Source organism: Acetobacter okinawensis JCM 25146 (assembly GCF_000613865.1).
Classification (GTDB): Bacteria; Pseudomonadota; Alphaproteobacteria; order Acetobacterales; family Acetobacteraceae; genus Acetobacter; species Acetobacter okinawensis.
This window is the reverse complement of record NZ_BAJU01000018.1, coordinates 33,957-50,276: the sequence shown is the minus strand read 5'-3', so window position 1 is coordinate 50,276 and position 16,320 is coordinate 33,957. Positions and strand designations below refer to the sequence as shown.

The window sequence follows — 16,320 nt, the reverse complement described above, 5'->3', positions numbered from 1 at the left end:
AGTTCGTTATGCGATGGATTTCTGCAATCCTGTCACTGGTCTTCTAGCACTACAGTTGCATTTTGTATTGTGAGTGAGCGCGGATGGCGTTGGCCTGATGTCTTCGTCGAAAGACAGACCATCTGAGGATGTGGGCTACGGGCAGTCTGCGTTGTGAGAGTTTTACGACGAGACGCCTGATTTCCTGTATGGACCAGCAGACAAGGACTGTCGTGTCCGGTGCAGTGTTTTTTCAGTTTCATCAAGTTTGCCTGATACCGGACACTTGCCATGACGGCATAGGCGAGCATGACCAGAGAGACATGCCGATGCCAACCATGCCAGGAACGGGTTTCGTTATGATCAAGACCAAATTCGTTTTTGGCCGTCTCGAAACATTCTTCGATCCTCTAGCGCGTTCCATCGACGTTCACGAGTTCCTGCATGGTTGTTCCTTTTGGACACCATGTCGTAAAACAGGCAAGGTCTCCATCGGCGATGTTCCGGCGGATCAACAGGCCACGTGTCCATGGTCCGGCTATAGGACAGTCAAATTTTTCAGCATCCAGATCGGCAAGCGGAAGATACGCCCAGTCATACAGCCTCTCACCTTTTGTGCCGTGTCCCGCGGACAGACGGTGCCAGTCCTGCTCTGGAAGATTTGCGGCAATATCTTTGGCTTCTCCTGCAATCAGTGGGCATGTCGCCCATGACCCGAACCAGTGATTGCCTCTGGCCCCAAGGACATATCCAATTCCTGTCCGGCGAAGCGTGCGTTCCACATCGCCGACGCCATACACGGCTGTCTGCTGCAACCCAGCGGAAGGGCACACCGGCCTCAATACTCCGCTCAATCATCATCGAGGCTAACGCCGGTTTGGTTGCAAACGCCACGTTATCAGGAACGTGGGCCTGCTTCAGGCGCTCACGGCTCGCTGACCAGTCTTTTGGAAGTACAGGGCGCGGTCAACAAAGGCGTGGCCCCGCGCCGATACATAGGTGGCAAATACACCAATCTGGCAGTTCGTGATCTTGCCGGCAGAGCCCCTATACTGACGCCCCACACCGCAGGACGCCTGACCTTTCTTCAGAAAACCGGTCTCATCGATGACCAGCACGCCATCTTCAGTGCCCAGATGCTCGATCACATAATCCCTGACGACATCACGAAGGGCATCGGCATCCCAATGCCCGCGCCCCAGAAGCGCCTGCTGCCGCCATGGACCAGGATCTCCTGCGGCTTCCGCTCGCATCCATCCCGTCCTGCGTGGTTCATTACCAATCAGAACGTCAAGGAAGACACACGCAGAAGCCGCAACTCGCTTCTGCGTAAACAGCGGCACGATCCGCTCCTTGACTGCCCTAAGCCCGGACGCCCATAATTCCAGCGTCTCTTCAACAGACGCACCGCCACTCATCATATCCTGAATCATGGTTGCCTATAGATTCAGCACTCAATACAAAATGCAACTGTAGTGCTAGCCTCGGTCGTTTCGTTGTCTGGCGTTAGCCGCTCCCTACTGTCTCGCGTTCTGATGTGATGACGTTACAGCGTGCAGGGTAGGGATATTTGAAACATCCACAGCACGCTCCGCCTGCCATTCGTCATATGCCGCCTGCATCCTTATCCAAAGACTAGAACCATTCCCGAAGAGCTTGCCTAAACGTACACCGACTTCAGGGCTCACCGGCTTACGCTCTGCTAGAATGTCATAAAGATGCTGCCGGGAAATCCCAAGCAGGCGTGCAATTTCGGACTTGCTCCGTTCCGTCGCAGGAATTACGTCCTCGCGCAGCAATTCGCCTGGATGAGTCGGGCAACGACTAACATTACGAGCCATAGCTACCTCCTAGTGGTATTGTTCAAAATCAAGAACGTATGCATCGCCATCTCTGAATTCGAAGGTAATGCACCATGGGCCGTTCACATGAACTGTATAACGAGTTGGTGTATATCCCCTCAGGGCATGAAAATTGAAACCAGGAATGTTCATGTCATCCGCGCTTGTTGACGCATCAAGAGCATCCAATCGACGCAGGATCCGGCTATGAAACCTGACGTCGATCTTCGACTTCCCTGTCTCCCATAGAGCCTTGAGATGCTTGTTTGTGAAGGTCTTGATCATCTTCACACAACGTAAGCTATCAGCTTACTTTCGTCAATTAATAGCTTACACAGGTGCTCGTATTGATGGGTTATAATAGGACATCAGTATCCGGTCGTCTGATTGTCACCTGTCATAACTAGACGTCGGAGTCCAAGGCCATGACCCCCATCATTCTATCACTCATTGGAACGACGGCGATGTTCGTCTCTGGCCGAAGATACGAAACTGCGCCCGTGAAAGAGCGGCGTGTCCGAGCGATAGGGCTTGCCATTGCCGGGGCGGCCATCATTGGCATGGCTCAAGCGGGAGCGTATCATCTGGGCGTCATGAAATAAGGCATATCAGCCTGACGCCCCCTCCCCCCGAGGAAATGTTATGATCTTGACGATAGGGGCAGGCGAGCGGATCCGATGTGCAGAGAGCCGCCCGCCTGAGATTAGAGAGATGACACGCGCGACTGTGCGCCAGTCTCACGCGACACCATTCACGGGGCGAAGCTCATGGCGAAGTGCGCCAAATGCAGATCACAAGCCCGCACGGCGAGGAACATTACAACCGTAGCTACACTGCCAGCGGTTATATACAACCAATATATTATCATTCTGTCCTCCTTTAACCGCTCCATGCCATCATGAAACGTGGACAATTGTAGCCTAGATGCCTGCAAGCAATGGTTGGCCTCATTGTAGGCCGTGCGATATCGAAGGTTGGCTTTGTTACTCGTCTATAAAAATCTAAAACTTCCCGCTCACCTTAGAAGGATAACCAATGCCACCGACACTACGATTTCGTACTCCCGGAAATGAGCGAGTTGTTCTGGACCAAGCAGCCACGAAGGCCTCTATAAGTCATGTAAAAGAATGCCTTCTGGCGCTCAGTTTCCTGCAAGGTAAACTCGAAGCGTGCCAAACGAATGGTGGTGTTGATGTCCTTCTGGATGACATTTCACCTGCTTTGGGAGTCATGGAGCACAAGTGGACGGCACTTGTAGAGTTGCTGAGTGTGCCATCGGCAATAGCACGCAACGTGGCGGAGCGAAGTGCCGCGTTGCGCGAAGCAAATATGAAAATCCGGTTACTTGAAGAGAAGCTTGGCGGCGAAATAACAGGGGAACAGGTGCAATGCGCACTCTACAATGCCAGTAATGCTTTACAGCGCTGGTGGAAGGAAAATGGTTTTGCCCACATTTCATCAATCACGTTTGGAGAGTATGCCTGCACTGTTGAGTTGTCTTTGAGCATACCAGAGTTTTCTCCGTGGGAAGACGCAGAGGATCGTGGGCAGATAGCACCCGGACAAGCTATGATTTTGTGGGCACAAAGCGTGCAGCAGCATGGGTTTGTCCTTATGTCGGAAGATCACGGGCGTGACCGCTACGTTGTTGACTGTGATGCAAGCAGTGCAGCCGTGGAAAAGATCATAAAAACTGGCCTTCCCAGCGCCCAGATCAGAGAGAGGAAGACAGTAAGGCGGGGTCACGACCCACGACTGTGCCTAAATGGTGTCACCATATTTATCCGGTCAATTGAAGACATCTGGATGCTTATGAGTAAGCAGGAACAGACAGCAAATAGTCCAGCTGCAGGCGAAGGAAACGGTGCATGAACCGTAGGAATCCAACCAGTTGGAAGCAGGAAGCCCCACACAAGATTTCCCGTGCCGCCGCGTTGCTGGAACTTGACGGAGAAGCAGTAGTGATCAAGCTGTCTGCAGAAGCGTGGAGTGCCGTCCTCGCTATCGCTGCAAAAGATGCAGGAGGTGAGTTTGCTATCGCAAGAGTGCCTAATCAGACTATTTTTGATGTGATCGGTTTGCCGGAACAGACTTCTTTGAGAAAGAGGCGTTAGTGTCACTCACTGTCAGGTCTACTCGATGAGCGAGGATGAGCCTATCCAGTCCGACACCGCTGGTCTACGCACGTCAGTCCGCCGCCTTGGCCGCGAAAAGCTGGCGGAGCGGACGATTGAAACGGTCCTTCAGCTCACGCCGGATACCGAAACGGTCGCGGTGACATTCCGTGCTGCTGGCCTGCGCTTATCCCGCAAGGCCGAGGCAATCAGACGCGAGGGAGGCCGTGCTGTCCGGGCCGAAGTCAAAGGCACCGATTTTTCGATGTTCGCTGATTTCGAGGCGTTGCAGGAGCATGCGCGCCTCTGCTTGCAGGAAACGGTCGACGCCTTTCTTGGTATGGTGGCGCAGGCAGAAGATGAGCGCTTTCAGATCGAACAGATTACACAGAGCACGACTGTCGAGCAGAGGCTGTCCGATCCTGCTTTCCGTGCCAGACGGGAAGCCGCAGCCGTGGCTCTGCAGCAGGTCTGGGAGAGCGGACACTGGATTGCAGGTGCATGGGAAGCCTTTAGCAAAGTGTTCGATGCCTACCGTAAAGCAAACCCTCTCCCGCCGGCCGCTCTTGCCAGCAACGACACAAGGCCTGCCCGTCAGGATCTGGTCACGCGCCAGGTCGTCTCTCTCGATGCCTGGAAAGCCGCTGACCAGTCAGCGTAATGGGCAGCACGCGGCTCGGTGATGATCAGTCTGGCTCTGGCCAGTCGCGGGTCGGGTGCCGTGTCGGCAGTGACTGGCGATTGCAGTGTACATTCGTTGCAGGCGACAGAGTTTGCTCATGCGGCTGCCGATGAATGGCTTTGAGGAAATCAACGCCCTGCCTGTCGGGATAACCAGTTTCACGAATTTCCCATTCTCGGAAAGTCGCATGACTGGCTTCGATTTCCGCAAGAAGCTGCGGGTTATCGGTTATCCCGACTTTGTTGGCTAAGGTATTCCCATCGGACTGAAGATAAAGATCAGCCACCTGAATTAGGCTGCTCTGGTGGTTTTCTTATAACGGGGATCAGCCTGCAGGCGTGTCATGAGGCGCCGACGCGCTTCGTCAGTGGTAATTTCACCTCGGGCACACGCTTCCAGATCTGCGGCTGCCTCTGGCGGAACAGGTTGTCCTTCTCGTGCGGCACTGGCCAAGGCATCCTGAACAGCCTGTTGCCGACGAATGAGGCTTTCATGAGAGATTGTCATGATCGAGAGTTCCCCTGATTACAAATGGGATTTTACCATAAAAGCCTTACTTTGTCACCGATATTGCTGTCTGTGCGGGCTCCAAAACCATAAAAACCGAGTCACAAAAAACTGGCATTTCAGTTTTCTTTGCCAGATCAGACGGATAGCGACGCCGGGCTTATGCGTGCGTCAAAAAGGCTTGCGTTCCCTTTTTGTTCCGGTGTAGCCATGAGGGGTAAAGGAGCGACCCCATGCACCAGAACAAGACTGATACGCTGGATCTTCTGCGCGAGAAAATTCGCAGGATGGAAGCCCCCCAACCCGCATCGGCCGAGCGGCTACCAACCGGGTTTGCGGCCATCGACACGCATCTGGACGGTGGTCTTGCACGAGGCTGCGTGCATGAGGTGTTCAGCGCCGGACGAGATAGTGTTTTCTCCTCCCGCTCAGCAGCCTTCGTCGCTCATGTGCTGGCCCGCACCACCGGGCCGGTGATCTGGGCCAGCGAGGATTACCCTGACCTGTCCGCCCCGGGCATCCGCCAGTCCGGTCTCAATCCCGGTCGCCTGCTCTGCGTCACCACCCGCAAGGGCGGTCTGGAAGCCCTCTGCGAGGACGTGCTGAACGAACGCGGGGTCTGTGCTCTGGTCGCGGATATTCGAACCCCGCTCTCTCTCACCCAGTCCCGCCGCCTCGTGCTGGCCGCCAGCCGAAGTCATGTCAGTGGCTTCCTGCTCTGTCGCACGGCGGGGGCTCAGAATGATCCGCCAGCCAGCGCCAGCATGACCCGCTGGCGGATCGGAGCCAGCCCCTCAACGCTACGCACCGACCTCCCCTCCTTTTCTCCGGTTGCCGGCGCAGAGCGCTGGGCTGTCGAACTGCTGCGGCATCGCGGTGGGCCGGGCGGCACCTGGATCATTACCCCGACACGCCATGACACGACGTATTCTCTCCCTGTGGCTGCCCCTCTGGCCGATCGAGCGACACCAGAAACAGCAGCCATCCCATTCACGCACCGGACTGGCGCTCTACGCGCCTGAGCGTGGCCGACTTCTGGTGACAGCGGCAGATCCCATAGCCCTGCGACTGGGGATCTGCCGCGGGATGCCATTGGCACAGGCCCGGGCCATGCAACCGGAGCTGCACGTGGCACAGGCCCAGCCTGCCACCGATCAGGCCGCACTGGAGACGCTCACCCTATGGTGCCAGTGGCTGTCGCCCCTCACGGCCACAGATGGCACCGATGGTGTGTGGGTGGAGACCACTGGCTGTGATCATCTTTTTGGAGGCGAGGACCAGATGGCTGACCGCCTGCTTACCCGTCTTACAAAGGCCGGTTATTCTGCCCGGATCGCGATAGCAGATACAGCAGCCATGGCGGCGGCTGTCGCCCGCAGCAGCCACCGGTCCATCACCCTCATTCCCCCGGGAGGTCAGGAGAGTGTCCTGCGCGGACTGTCTCTGGCCAGTCTGCGACTTGAGCCTGAGACACTGGCAACCCTGCGCCGTCTGGGCCTTGTGCGTGTCGGCCAGCTTCTAGATATGCCCCGTGCTCCTCTGGCCCGCCGCTTCGGGCAGGCCCTGCCCGACCGGCTTGATCAGGCGATGGGACGGCTGCCTGAACCCCTCTCTTTCAGGATGGCGCCACAGTCCTTTCGCGCTTCCGGCACACTGGTTGAACCAATCAGCACGGCTCCGGCCATTGCCCGCGCTCTGGAAAAACTCGTGGCGGAACTGTCAGGCACCCTGAACCGGCGGGGGCACGGTGCACGCCAGCTGCAGGTGCAGTGCATGCGGGTCGATGGCACACTCCAGAACCTTCAGATTGGACTGTCGAACGCCAGTGCCGATCCTGTCCGCCTGAACCGGCTTCTGGCGGAGCGGATCGAAACCATCGAACCAGGCTTCGGGATTGAAGCCTTTACCCTCAGTGCGACAGAAACGGCCCCACTGGATGCCCCGGCCAACCGGGACTGGCTGACGCTCACCACCGATCCCGCAGGTCTGCCTGCCCTCCTTGATCGCCTTGGGGGACGGGTCGGGATTCAAAGCCTCTCGCGCCTGCACGATGGAGCCAGCCAGTTTCCCGAACGTGAGCAGGCTTATACCGCGCGTGAGCGTGTGCAGAGTATGGCGGAACACTCCCCAGTCGGCCCTCATGGGCCTCGGCCTGCCCGGTTACTCCCCGCCCCAGCTCCCCTTACCGTTACGGCGTTCTGGCCGGACGGTGCCCCCAAAGCCTTCATCTGGAGGCGTGCCACTCATACCATTCGGGGGCTGATCGGGCCGGAACGGGTCTGGAGCGACTGGTGGCATGATCCTCAGGAAGCCTGCGCACGCGATTACTGGGTGGCCGAGACGGCAGAAGGCGAACGCTTCTGGTTGTTCGTCGCCCATGATGGCACGGGTCCGACTAAAGGGCTGGCCGTGTGGTTCCTGCACGGGGTTTTCTGATGCAGCACCCGTCATACCTTCCCGGCCTGCGTCCGGCCCGTACAGACGACATCGCCGATGCCCTCATGCACGCACTTTGCCATGACGGACGCCGCCGGGTGCATGATGCGGACAAGCTGATGGCCCGGCTGGTAGCTGAACGACTGGTCGCCCATCTTGAACGCTGTGGCTTTGTCCTGTGTCGTGCGCAGGATACGGGCAGCCACACGGCGTCGGCCCATCCCCATCCAGCCGAGGCCCGTCGTGAATAAGGGAGGCTATGTCGAACTGCAGGTGGCAACCTGTTTTTCGTTCCTTCGCAGCGCCAGCCACCCCGATGAGCTGATGCGACAAGCCAAAGCTCTGGGCTACACGACGCTGGGCGTTACGGATTACAATTCGGTAGCCGGACTGGTGCGTGCCCACGATGCGGCCTGCGAGCAGGGTATCCGCCTTATTCCGGGGGCACGGCTGGAACTGGAAGACGGAGCTGCCCTGCTGGCTTACCCGCGGGATCGGGATGGCTGGGCATCTCTGTGTCGATTGCTGACGTTAGGCGCACGGCGCGGTCCGCATGACGCGTTCCAGCTCCGCTGGCAGGATCTGGCGCGTGACGCGCGCAATCTGGTGCTGATCCTGCTGCCGACCGATGATCTGCGTCTGCCAGCCGACATGACGCGACTAGCAGAATTGGCCCGCCAGAAAGACGACGGCCCAGCCTATGTCGCGCTCACACGGCGTTTCGAGGCGCATGAGAGCGCACGGCTGGCATGGACGGCGCGGCTTTGTGTCCAAAATGGCGTGCGTCCCGTCGTTACGGGAGATGTGCTGTGGCATGATCCGTCCCGCCAAATTCTTCATGATGTGATGACGGCCATTCGTTGCCACCGCACTCTCGCAACACTGGGAGCGGAGCGTACCCGGCATCTCTCCCGACACCTGCGCGGCCCGAGCGAGATCCATGCCCTGTTCCCCGGTTATGAGGACGCTTTGGTGCGCAGCCAGGAGATCGCCGCCGCCTGCCAGTTTTCCCTTGAGGATCTGCGCTACCAATATCCCGATGAGACCGATGGCGGCAGCGAAACACCGCAGGATGCCTTGGAACGCCTCGTCAGGGCCGGGGTGCCCTACCGCTATCCAACCGGGACACCGGCCGATGTCCGCCAGCAGCTCGACCACGAACTGGCCCTGATCGCGCGTCTTGAATATGCGCCGTATTTCCTGACGGTGAATACCATTGTCGCCTATGCCCGTTCTCGCGGCATTTTATGCCAGGGGCGCGGTTCTGCCGCCAATTCTGCCGTGTGTTACGTGCTGGGGATCACTGCCATTGATCCCGTCCGCTCCGGTCTTCTGTTCGAACGCTTTGTTTCCGAAGAGCGGCAGGAGCCACCTGACATCGATGTCGATTTCGAAGCCGACCGTCGAGAGGAAGTCATCCAGTGGATATATCGGCGCTATGGTCGCTCTCACGCGGCCCTGTGCGCCACTCTGATGCGTTTCCAGCCTAAAGGGGCGCTGCGGGAAGTCGGCAGGGCATTCGGTCTGCCAGAGGATCTTCTGGGGCAGATGTCGAAGCATCTGGCCAGTGTGCTGCATGACGATGCGCTGCTTGCCGAGCGGCTTGAACAGATTGGTCTATCCGCTGGCGACAGGCGGCTTGGCATGGTCTTGCGGCTTGCCCGGCTGCTTGTGGGGTTCCCACGCCAGTATGGCACCCACCCCGGCGGGTTCGTGCTGACCGCCGACCGGCTTGATGAGCTGGTGCCTGTCCGCCCCGCCGCTATGGCGGACCGCCAGACCCTGGTCTGGGATAAAGACGACATCGACCGGATGCGGATGATGAAGGTCGATGTCCTCGGTCTGGGCATGCTGGGCTGTCTGCGACGCTGTTTTGAGCTGATCCACTCACACTACCACTGTAAGCTCGACATGACGGCCATCCCGCCTGAAGATCGGGCGACCTATCAGATGATTGCCCGGGCAGATACGCTGGGGACGTTCCAGATCGAGAGCCGCGCGCAGATGGCGATGCTGCCGCGCACAAAGCCCGCTACGTTCTACGATCTTGTCGTGCAGGTGGCCATTGTGCGCCCCGGCCCCATCACCGGCGACATGGTGCACCCCTATTTACGGCGTAGGGCGGGAGAAGAAGCGCCAGACTGCCCGAGCCCTGCCCTGCAGCGTATACTGGGCAAGACACTCGGCATCCCGCTCTTTCAGGAACAGGCGATGCAGGTGGCCGTGCATTGCGCGGGCTTTACGGGGGGCGAGGCGGATCAGCTCCGACGCTCGATGGGAACCTTCCGTTCCACGGGTGGCGTTCATCACATGAAAGAGCGGCTACTGAGCGGCATGATTGCCAACGGTTATGATCCCGCGTTCGCTGCGCGAATTTGGACACAACTTGAAGGCTTCGGCGCGTATGGGTTCCCCGAAAGCCATGCGGCGAGTTTTGCACTGATCGCGTACGCTTCGGCATGGCTCAAATGCCACTACCCGGATGTGTTCTGCACCGCCCTGCTCAACAGTCAGCCCATGGGATTTTATGCCCCGGCCCAGATCGTGCGCGATGCGCGCGAGCATGGTGTAGAAGTCCGGCCGGTCTGTATCAATGCTTCGCGGTGGGACTGCACATTAGAGACCACGCGCGATGGACTGCGACAGGCCGTTCGTCTAGGGTTCCGGCTGGTGTCGGGCCTGTCCTGTGATGCTATGGCCAGACTGATCCTCGCACGTGGAGCAGGTTACGACAGTCTGGAAGATGTCTGGAGGCGATCGGACGTATCGCTCACCTTACTGGAAAAACTGGCGGAAGCAGATGGCTTTCGGGCACTGGGTCTCGACAGGCGGCAGGCTCTGTGGACTCTCAAGGGCTTTGGCGCGGCCCCATTGCCATTATTCGAGGCTGCCGACCGGGGACGGAACTCGCCAACCCCAGAATTGTGGGAGCCAGAGCCGAACCTGCCCGAACTTGCACCAGGCAGCGCGGTCGTGGAAGACTATCATGCGACAGGGCTGAGCCTACGTGCGCACCCGATCAGCTTCCTGCGCAACGCGCTTGCACGACAGGAAATTACGCCCATCTCCGATCTCGCGCAGGCTCGTGATGGCGCGTTCGTCAGGGTTGCCGGGCTCGTGCTGATGCGCCAGCGGCCATCCACTGCAAATGGCGTTATGTTTATGACGATCGAAGATGAAACAGGCACAGCCAATCTGGTTTTCTGGAAAGATCGGATCACAGCTCAACGGGCCATTATCGTAGGATCAGGGTTCATTGGCGCTCATGGCCTCCTCCAGCGTGAGGGCGAAGTGATCCATGTTGTTGTGCGCTTTGTTGAAGACCTGCAACCGATGCTTTCCCGTTTGAGCGAAGCCAATGGACGTGATCTCGAAACCAGATCACGGGATTTCCGTTAGGTGCCTAGTCTTGCCGTTTGCGTTTCCATTTCGATTTGGGTGGTGCAACCTTCAGCATAGGCGCTTGATTTGGGTCCTTCTTGCGCCGCACTGGCATTTCGCGTCCGTGTTTCCGTTTATACTCATTGGCAGCGCATTTCTCAGAATACGCCTTTGGCACCATCGGATAATCTGGCGGCAGCCCCCATTTTTCCCGGTATTCGTCCGGTGTCATGTTGTATATCCGCCGTAGATGGCTCTTCAGGAGCTTCATGCGACGGCCATCTTCGAGACAAATAATATAATTATGGAAAACGGATTGATCTATTGGTACCGCCGGAATTTCCGGCTCCGGCTCCTCCATAGGTATGTGTGCCTCTTCCAGAGCCGTATAAACCTGCTTGATCAACGCGGGAAGTTTGCTCGCATCCAGTGGGTTCCCGGCGAGAAATCCCTTAACGATCGTAGCCGTCATCCGTTTGAGTTCATCGGGGGGGTGCTGGTCAGCGTTGATGGACATAAGTCGAAATATTCCCTGAGTATCTAGCGCTGAGCGCATGAGCAGAACGCAGGGTCTCTGGCAGGATTCCGTGGTTTTTGAAAGGCATCGCATCCGTGTCAGTCATGGATTTCTTCCATTTTAGCGTTATTCCGTCGCATAAGAAGGGACATACCCATTCTGGCCGGCTCCTTAATCACCGTAGGCTCCTGAGTCTTTACCAGATCAAACCCGAACGACGTGGCGTTCGTCCGGAGCTTTATGCACATGGGAACTTTCCAAGGGTTTTCGGTCGTTTTGGCATCGGTCATTGAATTTTCCCGTTATCTGCAACGGGTCATAGACGATATGCGTTTTTTAAAGATCGGAGTATGGCCGGTGTTGGTTTGGCTTTATGAAACCGCGCCACGGCTTCCCAAGCATCTCTCTCAGTGAGGCAGATAGGTTCAGTTCATCCAGTCGCGTGGTTTGCGCATCAGTATGCCAGGAGTTTTCGAGGGCAGCCTCAAAAGCGCGCATCTGGCGTTCAATGGAATTATTTATCATTTGAACGCTCGCCGGCTGATCGCTGACATCCGTCGGTGTCGTTTCTCCTGCAACAGCCGGAGAAACGACACAACAGGCAAGCAGTCCCAAAATGGGAAACATCTTACGCAGGCGTGTTGCTACGCACGAGACGCATTGTATACGCGAGAATTTGTAAACCATGAGGGAAGTCCTTGCTACTGAGACAAACTATCCGGCTCCTTCCCTCATTGTATCCGCACCGGTTGTGACGCTGTTTTCACTTGGTGTGTTGCACGTGCTGGCATCTGCGACACGTCCAGCGCCAGCGTGTCCTTCAGGGCGTAAAGGCTGCGGTCAAGATGGAGTGTTCCGCGCACGCCGCGCTCAACCAGCGCCCGGAAATATGCATCAGGGTGCCGGATCTGTTCGCCCTGATCTTTCCTTGTCGCCATGACGATCACCGCGACAGCCGCCTCGAACCGGCCCAGAGCGGTGCAGCCGGTTTTCCACGACTGGTAGCCAATGCCGATCTGACCGGAGAGCAGTTCGGCCGCATCTGTGAGCTGGGCACGATCGGGTGTCGCCGAAGCGCACAGATCCCGCAAGGCCGGACACACGGTCAAGAAGAACGTGCTGGTGCCTGGGAAACCCCGTAGGATGGATGCCTCCAGCCCCTCGGATGGTTCTCGGTGAGACACCTGCCTCGCACACCGCATTGTTTCAATGCGATTGCGCCCTGTGGGCGCTACTACAACAACCTCTTTAGGTTTTTTGTTATTTCTTTTTGTATAATGGGTGCCAGATTGACCATCCATGGGTGCCGTTTTAGGGGTACACTGTGCAGTTTTTAACGACTTGCTGGCGCGGTTTTCCGCAGGCTTTTCCACAGGTTTCACACGCGCCCAGAGCGCTTTCATAGTGTCGTGGTAGCTGACCAGTGTGTCGATCAGGTCCGTACCACGCCGCAGGCGCATAATACGTGCGGCTTCCGAGCTATCGCCTCATCACCCTGCAGCTCGGCCGCCACACGCACCTGCTCATTCAGATCGGCAATTGCGTCACGCAGAAACGCCACTTCAGCGCGTTGACGTCGACCAATCTCAAGCTGGGCCTGTAGGTCCGGCCAGCGATAGCGCAGAGACGCCAGACTGAATCCAACCTGCGACATGCCGTCCTGTCCCTGCCAGCGCCGCCCCCGTTGGCCGTTCCGTCCATCACAGGGCACGATCATCCCCGCCTCGGCCAATTCTCTTACCGCTCGCCTCAAAGCCGTAAGCGACAGTCCCGTCCAGGACATTAGTGTCGCGTTATGAGCGTAGATAAAAGGGGTTGAGAGCAGCTCCCAACTCTCTGGCCGGGTTTTCTCGATCATCCGTTCCAGCAGCCCGCGTGCGCTGCGCGTCAAAGGAAAAGAACGGGGCAAGGCCCTGATCGTATTCAGGACCGCGTATTTATCCGGATAGTCCGGGGGAACGTCGAGTAGTTCGTCACGCGCCTTCAGCATAGCGGGCGTGAGGGTGCGTTTTCCCCGTCTGCGGATCGGGCAGAGGTCATTATTGTGTGTCTGGGGCACAGCTCAAAAGTTCCAGTGCTATGGGTCATAACAGACCTCTCGGCACAGGCATCTGGACAAACCTTCCCCGTTCGCAATTTGCTTGCGTTTCGAGCGGAAGCTGGCTATAGGGAAAGGGCAATTACGTTTCCCCTATAGCTTATGGTTCGTTACAGGTGCCCTGGCTTTTCCGGTTTGCCGACCGGGAGAGGCAGGGTTTTCCTTTTTGTGGCTACGTCATTGGTGGGCCTCGAATGGGGTGGCACGGACTCGCATACAGACGCGCGTCCTGTCTGCCGCTCAACCTGCCCGTGTACATGTTTTCAGACAAGATCAAAAAGTGAAAAAAACATGTGTAACACACTGTTTTTTCATCGAATTTGTGTCCAAAATTGCGCAAATTTTCAGTTTTTATCGTCATCCGGCGACGGTCTCAGATGCACCGCTGCCCATACGAGACGAAACCGTCGAAAGATATTGTCCCACCGTCCAGCCACTCATGTTGTTAGCTGCCAGAGATGAACTGGACACGAGGCTGCTCAGCGGCGTGCTGCTGGTCGCTGTTGCGATTTTTGATCCGGCTGACGTGCCAAACATATAAGCCGCATAGACTTGCGCAGACGTTGCCGATGTTCCGGTGGCTTTGGAAACAGTGCTGGCATAAGAGCTGATGATGGCACTGGCGACTTTGGCCTGCGCGGCTGGGTCATTTCGATCAGCGCTACTCAACCCGAGCTTGGACGCATACTCGTTCCAGGTGCCATCTGTAATCTGCCAAACGCCCGTGGCAGACGACGAACTGTTGCCCGTATTCTGGAAATGACTTTCGATCTGCGCGAAGGCAGCCAGTGTGTCAGGGTTGATCCGGCCGCCTTGGCCGCAGCTACAGCATCCTCGCCATAGGACTGCGACAGCAGCGTGGACATGGCATCGCTCCCTCCCCATGCCCCTGAGTAGCTCGAAGAGCTGCCCGATGTCCCTGCCGCTGCGGAGGAAGACGTGCCCGCATCCGGGAAGGTGAAAGTCGGTGCGCCTGTCTCTTCGATGCTCGGCACGATCTGGTTGGCACCTGCGCGACACTTGGCAGTGGGAGAACACACGGCGCCAACACACCCAGACCGATGCATCGGGCCAGAAAGATACCCCCGGCTCATGCGCCGGGATATGAAAAGATGATCATGCCGTCAGAGGGCCGCATACCCGCCACCGTGCAGCGTGTGCCCGGCGAGGCGGTTGTCGACGTCCAGGGCTGTAGATCTTCGGTCGGTATCCACGCGGCTTTCCCATAACCTCGCAGTATGCGTGTCCAACCGCCTGATGTTGTGGTGGTTACGGCAAGCTGAGGCGGGGCGACACCCACCTGTTTCGTCTCGGCATTCGGCCCGGCATAGACCGGTTCAAACTCCATGCGGGGCGACATGCACGTTACATGCCCGCCCAGAGGCATCAGGGGAGGTTCCGGCGCAGCTGCAGCCGGCGGCCCCCAGTCGCGCGGGCCAATAGCCTCCTGCCGCTCAGCGGACAAGCGGTCGAGTTCTGCGGGCTGCACGTCCTGAGCGAGGGCGTGCTCAACAAACAGACTGCTAGCCAGCAGCGTGAGGGTCAACATGGATCTGAGTGACATGAGGCGGCTCCTTTGCCTGTTGCTCTCTCCTCAGTATGCCCCGGACCGTTGTGACGCCATCAGTTCCCTTTTTGTTCCGAATGGCGTCACAACGCTTTGGTACATGCTGGCGAGAGAAGGAGACACCTATGCGACAATCCCGATACGCACTTCTGACGGCCACGACCCTTGTGGCTCTCTCAACACTAGCTCAAGCCCAGCAGTGCCCTTCCCCGCCGCCTGTGGAAGTGACACGAGCGCTACCCGTCCCCTCAGATGCCACCAAGCCCGGTGTCCATCCTGTCCTGCGCCCCACGCCGAGCGTACCCACTCCAAGAGTCATCCCGGCCGGGGAAATCGCGGCAAGTCCTGCACTCCGGCGCATCACCAGCACAGGGGCGACGGTCTATGAGATCGGCAGCCGATCCATGAATCATGGTCTTCAGGGCGTGTATGCCGTCAATGGCGACATCTTCCGGGTGTTCTACCTGACCCCGGACGGACAGGCCTTGATTGGTGGCGTGCTATGGGAACAGGATGGACACAACGTGACGCGCGACACCATTGCGCCGATCAAAGGGGCGATCCCCACCGTGACCATCGCCGGGGCCAAACCGGACGCGCCACCGTCCGGACAGGTGCGCTCACCCGCCAACACGACACTGTCGCCAGATCTGGCGAGACGGGTCAATCAGGCGAGTTTCGGGCTGGTTGGGCAGGACGGGCGCCCACGTCTGATCATGGTGATCGATCCGCTCTGCCCGTGGTCTATCCGCGCACTGGGGGAACTGGAGCCGTTTGTCGCACACGGCGCCATCCAGCTTGCTCTGCTGCCCATCGCCATTAACGACCATGAAAACGGTGGCGCCAGCACTCCGGCCGCAACGGCGCTGCTGTCGGCCGTTCCATACGAGATGGAGGCCGCGTGGCGTAAAATCATCGACCTGCATCATGTCACAGACGACATGCCCCATACGGCCGAGGCGGCTCTTCATCTACAGCAGAACATGGATATCGCTCATGACATTGGCGTTCGGGGAACGCCCACACTCATCTGGCACGACAAGGCGGGGGTGTCGCACGTCTCCGAGGGGCTGCCAGGGGATGTGGCGCGACTGGTGCGGGAACTCGGCCAATGAAGCGATCCACACGCTCAGCGCTGAAAGTGGGGAAATGGCTGATCTTCCCACTTTACCTGCCATTCGTGAGGACCGCGCGTGCT

20 protein-coding genes and 1 pseudogene are annotated in these 16,320 nt (G+C 58.1%); 8 read left to right on the top strand and 13 right to left on the bottom strand.

From position 1 onward, the window contains the following. Positions 1-162 precede the first annotated feature (162 nt). The 4 genes and pseudogenes from JCM25146_RS18400 to JCM25146_RS22450 all read right to left on the bottom strand — a co-directional run bounded on the left by JCM25146_RS18400 (position 163) and on the right by JCM25146_RS22450 (position 2,404). Positions 163-1,412 (bottom strand): annotated as a pseudogene (locus JCM25146_RS18400) (IS701 family transposase). An 84-nt stretch (positions 1,413-1,496) separates the two neighbouring features. Next, positions 1,497-1,820 (bottom strand): HigA family addiction module antitoxin, encoded by a 324-nt coding sequence (locus JCM25146_RS21405; protein ID WP_081774809.1) that lies wholly within the window; start codon positions 1,818-1,820, stop codon positions 1,497-1,499. A gap of 9 nt (positions 1,821-1,829) precedes the next feature. Beyond that, positions 1,830-2,105, bottom strand: a complete 276-nt coding sequence (locus JCM25146_RS24895) for a type II toxin-antitoxin system RelE/ParE family toxin (RefSeq protein WP_035372287.1) — start codon at positions 2,103-2,105, stop codon at positions 1,830-1,832. Between the two features lie 158 nt (positions 2,106-2,263). After that, the gene (locus JCM25146_RS22450; protein WP_159101980.1) at positions 2,264-2,404 is read right to left on the bottom strand and encodes a hypothetical protein; all 141 of its coding nucleotides are present in this window, start codon (positions 2,402-2,404) and stop codon (positions 2,264-2,266) included. A gap of 451 nt (positions 2,405-2,855) precedes the next feature. Here JCM25146_RS22450 and JCM25146_RS08985 point away from each other — a divergent pair, with 451 nt between their 5' ends. From JCM25146_RS08985 to JCM25146_RS08975, 3 genes are read left to right on the top strand one after another with little or no spacing between them, the layout of a single operon-like run. After that, positions 2,856-3,692 (top strand): hypothetical protein, encoded by an 837-nt coding sequence (locus JCM25146_RS08985; RefSeq protein WP_025827432.1) that lies wholly within the window; start codon positions 2,856-2,858, stop codon positions 3,690-3,692. Beyond that, positions 3,689-3,934 carry a hypothetical protein gene (locus JCM25146_RS08980; protein WP_025827430.1) on the top strand — a complete coding sequence of 82 codons (246 nt, stop codon included), beginning with the start codon at positions 3,689-3,691 and terminating at the stop codon, positions 3,932-3,934. The genes JCM25146_RS08985 and JCM25146_RS08980 overlap by 4 nt, the downstream gene beginning before the upstream one ends. A 25-nt stretch (positions 3,935-3,959) precedes the next feature. Further along, positions 3,960-4,595, top strand: coding sequence for a hypothetical protein (locus tag JCM25146_RS08975; protein ID WP_025827428.1), 636 nt, complete (start codon positions 3,960-3,962; stop codon positions 4,593-4,595). A gap of 25 nt (positions 4,596-4,620) precedes the next feature. On the opposite strand, the gene JCM25146_RS22025 is transcribed toward JCM25146_RS08975, so the two are convergent. Further along, positions 4,621-4,902, bottom strand: coding sequence for a hypothetical protein (locus JCM25146_RS22025; protein WP_148299029.1), 282 nt, complete (start codon positions 4,900-4,902; stop codon positions 4,621-4,623). Positions 4,903-4,907: 5 nt separating this feature from the next. Continuing rightward, positions 4,908-5,123 carry an antitoxin VbhA family protein gene (locus JCM25146_RS24890; protein ID WP_025827426.1) on the bottom strand — a complete coding sequence of 72 codons (216 nt, stop codon included), beginning with the start codon at positions 5,121-5,123 and terminating at the stop codon, positions 4,908-4,910. 233 nt (positions 5,124-5,356) lie between these two features. Here JCM25146_RS24890 and JCM25146_RS08960 point away from each other — a divergent pair, with 233 nt between their 5' ends. From JCM25146_RS08960 to JCM25146_RS08945, 4 genes are read left to right on the top strand one after another with little or no spacing between them, the layout of a single operon-like run. Further along, positions 5,357-6,145, top strand: a complete 789-nt coding sequence (locus JCM25146_RS08960; RefSeq protein ID WP_025827424.1) for an ImuA family protein — start codon at positions 5,357-5,359, stop codon at positions 6,143-6,145. Between the two features lie 16 nt (positions 6,146-6,161). Further along, positions 6,162-7,559: a DUF6504 family protein gene (locus JCM25146_RS08955; protein ID WP_051544167.1), complete on the top strand. Its 1,398-nt coding sequence runs from the start codon at positions 6,162-6,164 to the stop codon at positions 7,557-7,559. Then, positions 7,559-7,810 (top strand): hypothetical protein, encoded by a 252-nt coding sequence (locus tag JCM25146_RS21400; protein WP_081774808.1) that lies wholly within the window; start codon positions 7,559-7,561, stop codon positions 7,808-7,810. The genes JCM25146_RS08955 and JCM25146_RS21400 overlap by 1 nt, the downstream gene beginning before the upstream one ends. Then, complete coding sequence (locus JCM25146_RS08945) at positions 7,803-10,958, top strand: error-prone DNA polymerase (protein WP_025827419.1); 3,156 nt, start codon at positions 7,803-7,805, stop codon at positions 10,956-10,958. Before JCM25146_RS21400 ends, JCM25146_RS08945 begins: the two co-directional genes overlap by 8 nt. Positions 10,959-10,962: 4 nt before the next feature. Here JCM25146_RS08945 and JCM25146_RS18390 read toward each other — a convergent pair whose 3' ends face one another. The 7 genes from JCM25146_RS18390 to JCM25146_RS08910 form a co-directional block, all read right to left on the bottom strand. Further along, positions 10,963-11,457, bottom strand: coding sequence for a MucR family transcriptional regulator (locus JCM25146_RS18390; protein ID WP_081774807.1), 495 nt, complete (start codon positions 11,455-11,457; stop codon positions 10,963-10,965). Between the two features lie 98 nt (positions 11,458-11,555). Further along, positions 11,556-11,747, bottom strand: coding sequence for a hypothetical protein (locus JCM25146_RS08935; RefSeq protein WP_025827417.1), 192 nt, complete (start codon positions 11,745-11,747; stop codon positions 11,556-11,558). A 441-nt stretch (positions 11,748-12,188) separates the two neighbouring features. After that, positions 12,189-12,917, bottom strand: a complete 729-nt coding sequence (repC, locus tag JCM25146_RS08925) for a replication initiation protein RepC (RefSeq protein WP_025827414.1) — start codon at positions 12,915-12,917, stop codon at positions 12,189-12,191. Further along, positions 12,890-13,516, bottom strand: coding sequence for a helix-turn-helix domain-containing protein (locus JCM25146_RS08920; protein ID WP_148299028.1), 627 nt, complete (start codon positions 13,514-13,516; stop codon positions 12,890-12,892). Before JCM25146_RS08920 ends, repC begins: the two co-directional genes overlap by 28 nt. Positions 13,517-13,912: 396 nt before the next feature. Continuing rightward, on the bottom strand, positions 13,913-14,326 hold the full coding sequence (locus JCM25146_RS23750) for a transglycosylase SLT domain-containing protein (protein ID WP_242401025.1): 414 nt from the start codon (positions 14,324-14,326) through the stop codon (positions 13,913-13,915). Beyond that, on the bottom strand, positions 14,221-14,550 hold the full coding sequence (locus JCM25146_RS23745) for a hypothetical protein (protein WP_242401026.1): 330 nt from the start codon (positions 14,548-14,550) through the stop codon (positions 14,221-14,223). Before JCM25146_RS23745 ends, JCM25146_RS23750 begins: the two co-directional genes overlap by 106 nt. A gap of 95 nt (positions 14,551-14,645) precedes the next feature. Then, positions 14,646-15,119, bottom strand: coding sequence for an SH3 domain-containing protein (locus JCM25146_RS08910; RefSeq protein WP_148299027.1), 474 nt, complete (start codon positions 15,117-15,119; stop codon positions 14,646-14,648). A gap of 128 nt (positions 15,120-15,247) precedes the next feature. Here JCM25146_RS08910 and JCM25146_RS08905 point away from each other — a divergent pair, with 128 nt between their 5' ends. Then, positions 15,248-16,237 carry a DsbC family protein gene (locus tag JCM25146_RS08905; protein ID WP_148299026.1) on the top strand — a complete coding sequence of 330 codons (990 nt, stop codon included), beginning with the start codon at positions 15,248-15,250 and terminating at the stop codon, positions 16,235-16,237. Positions 16,238-16,320 lie beyond the last annotated feature (83 nt).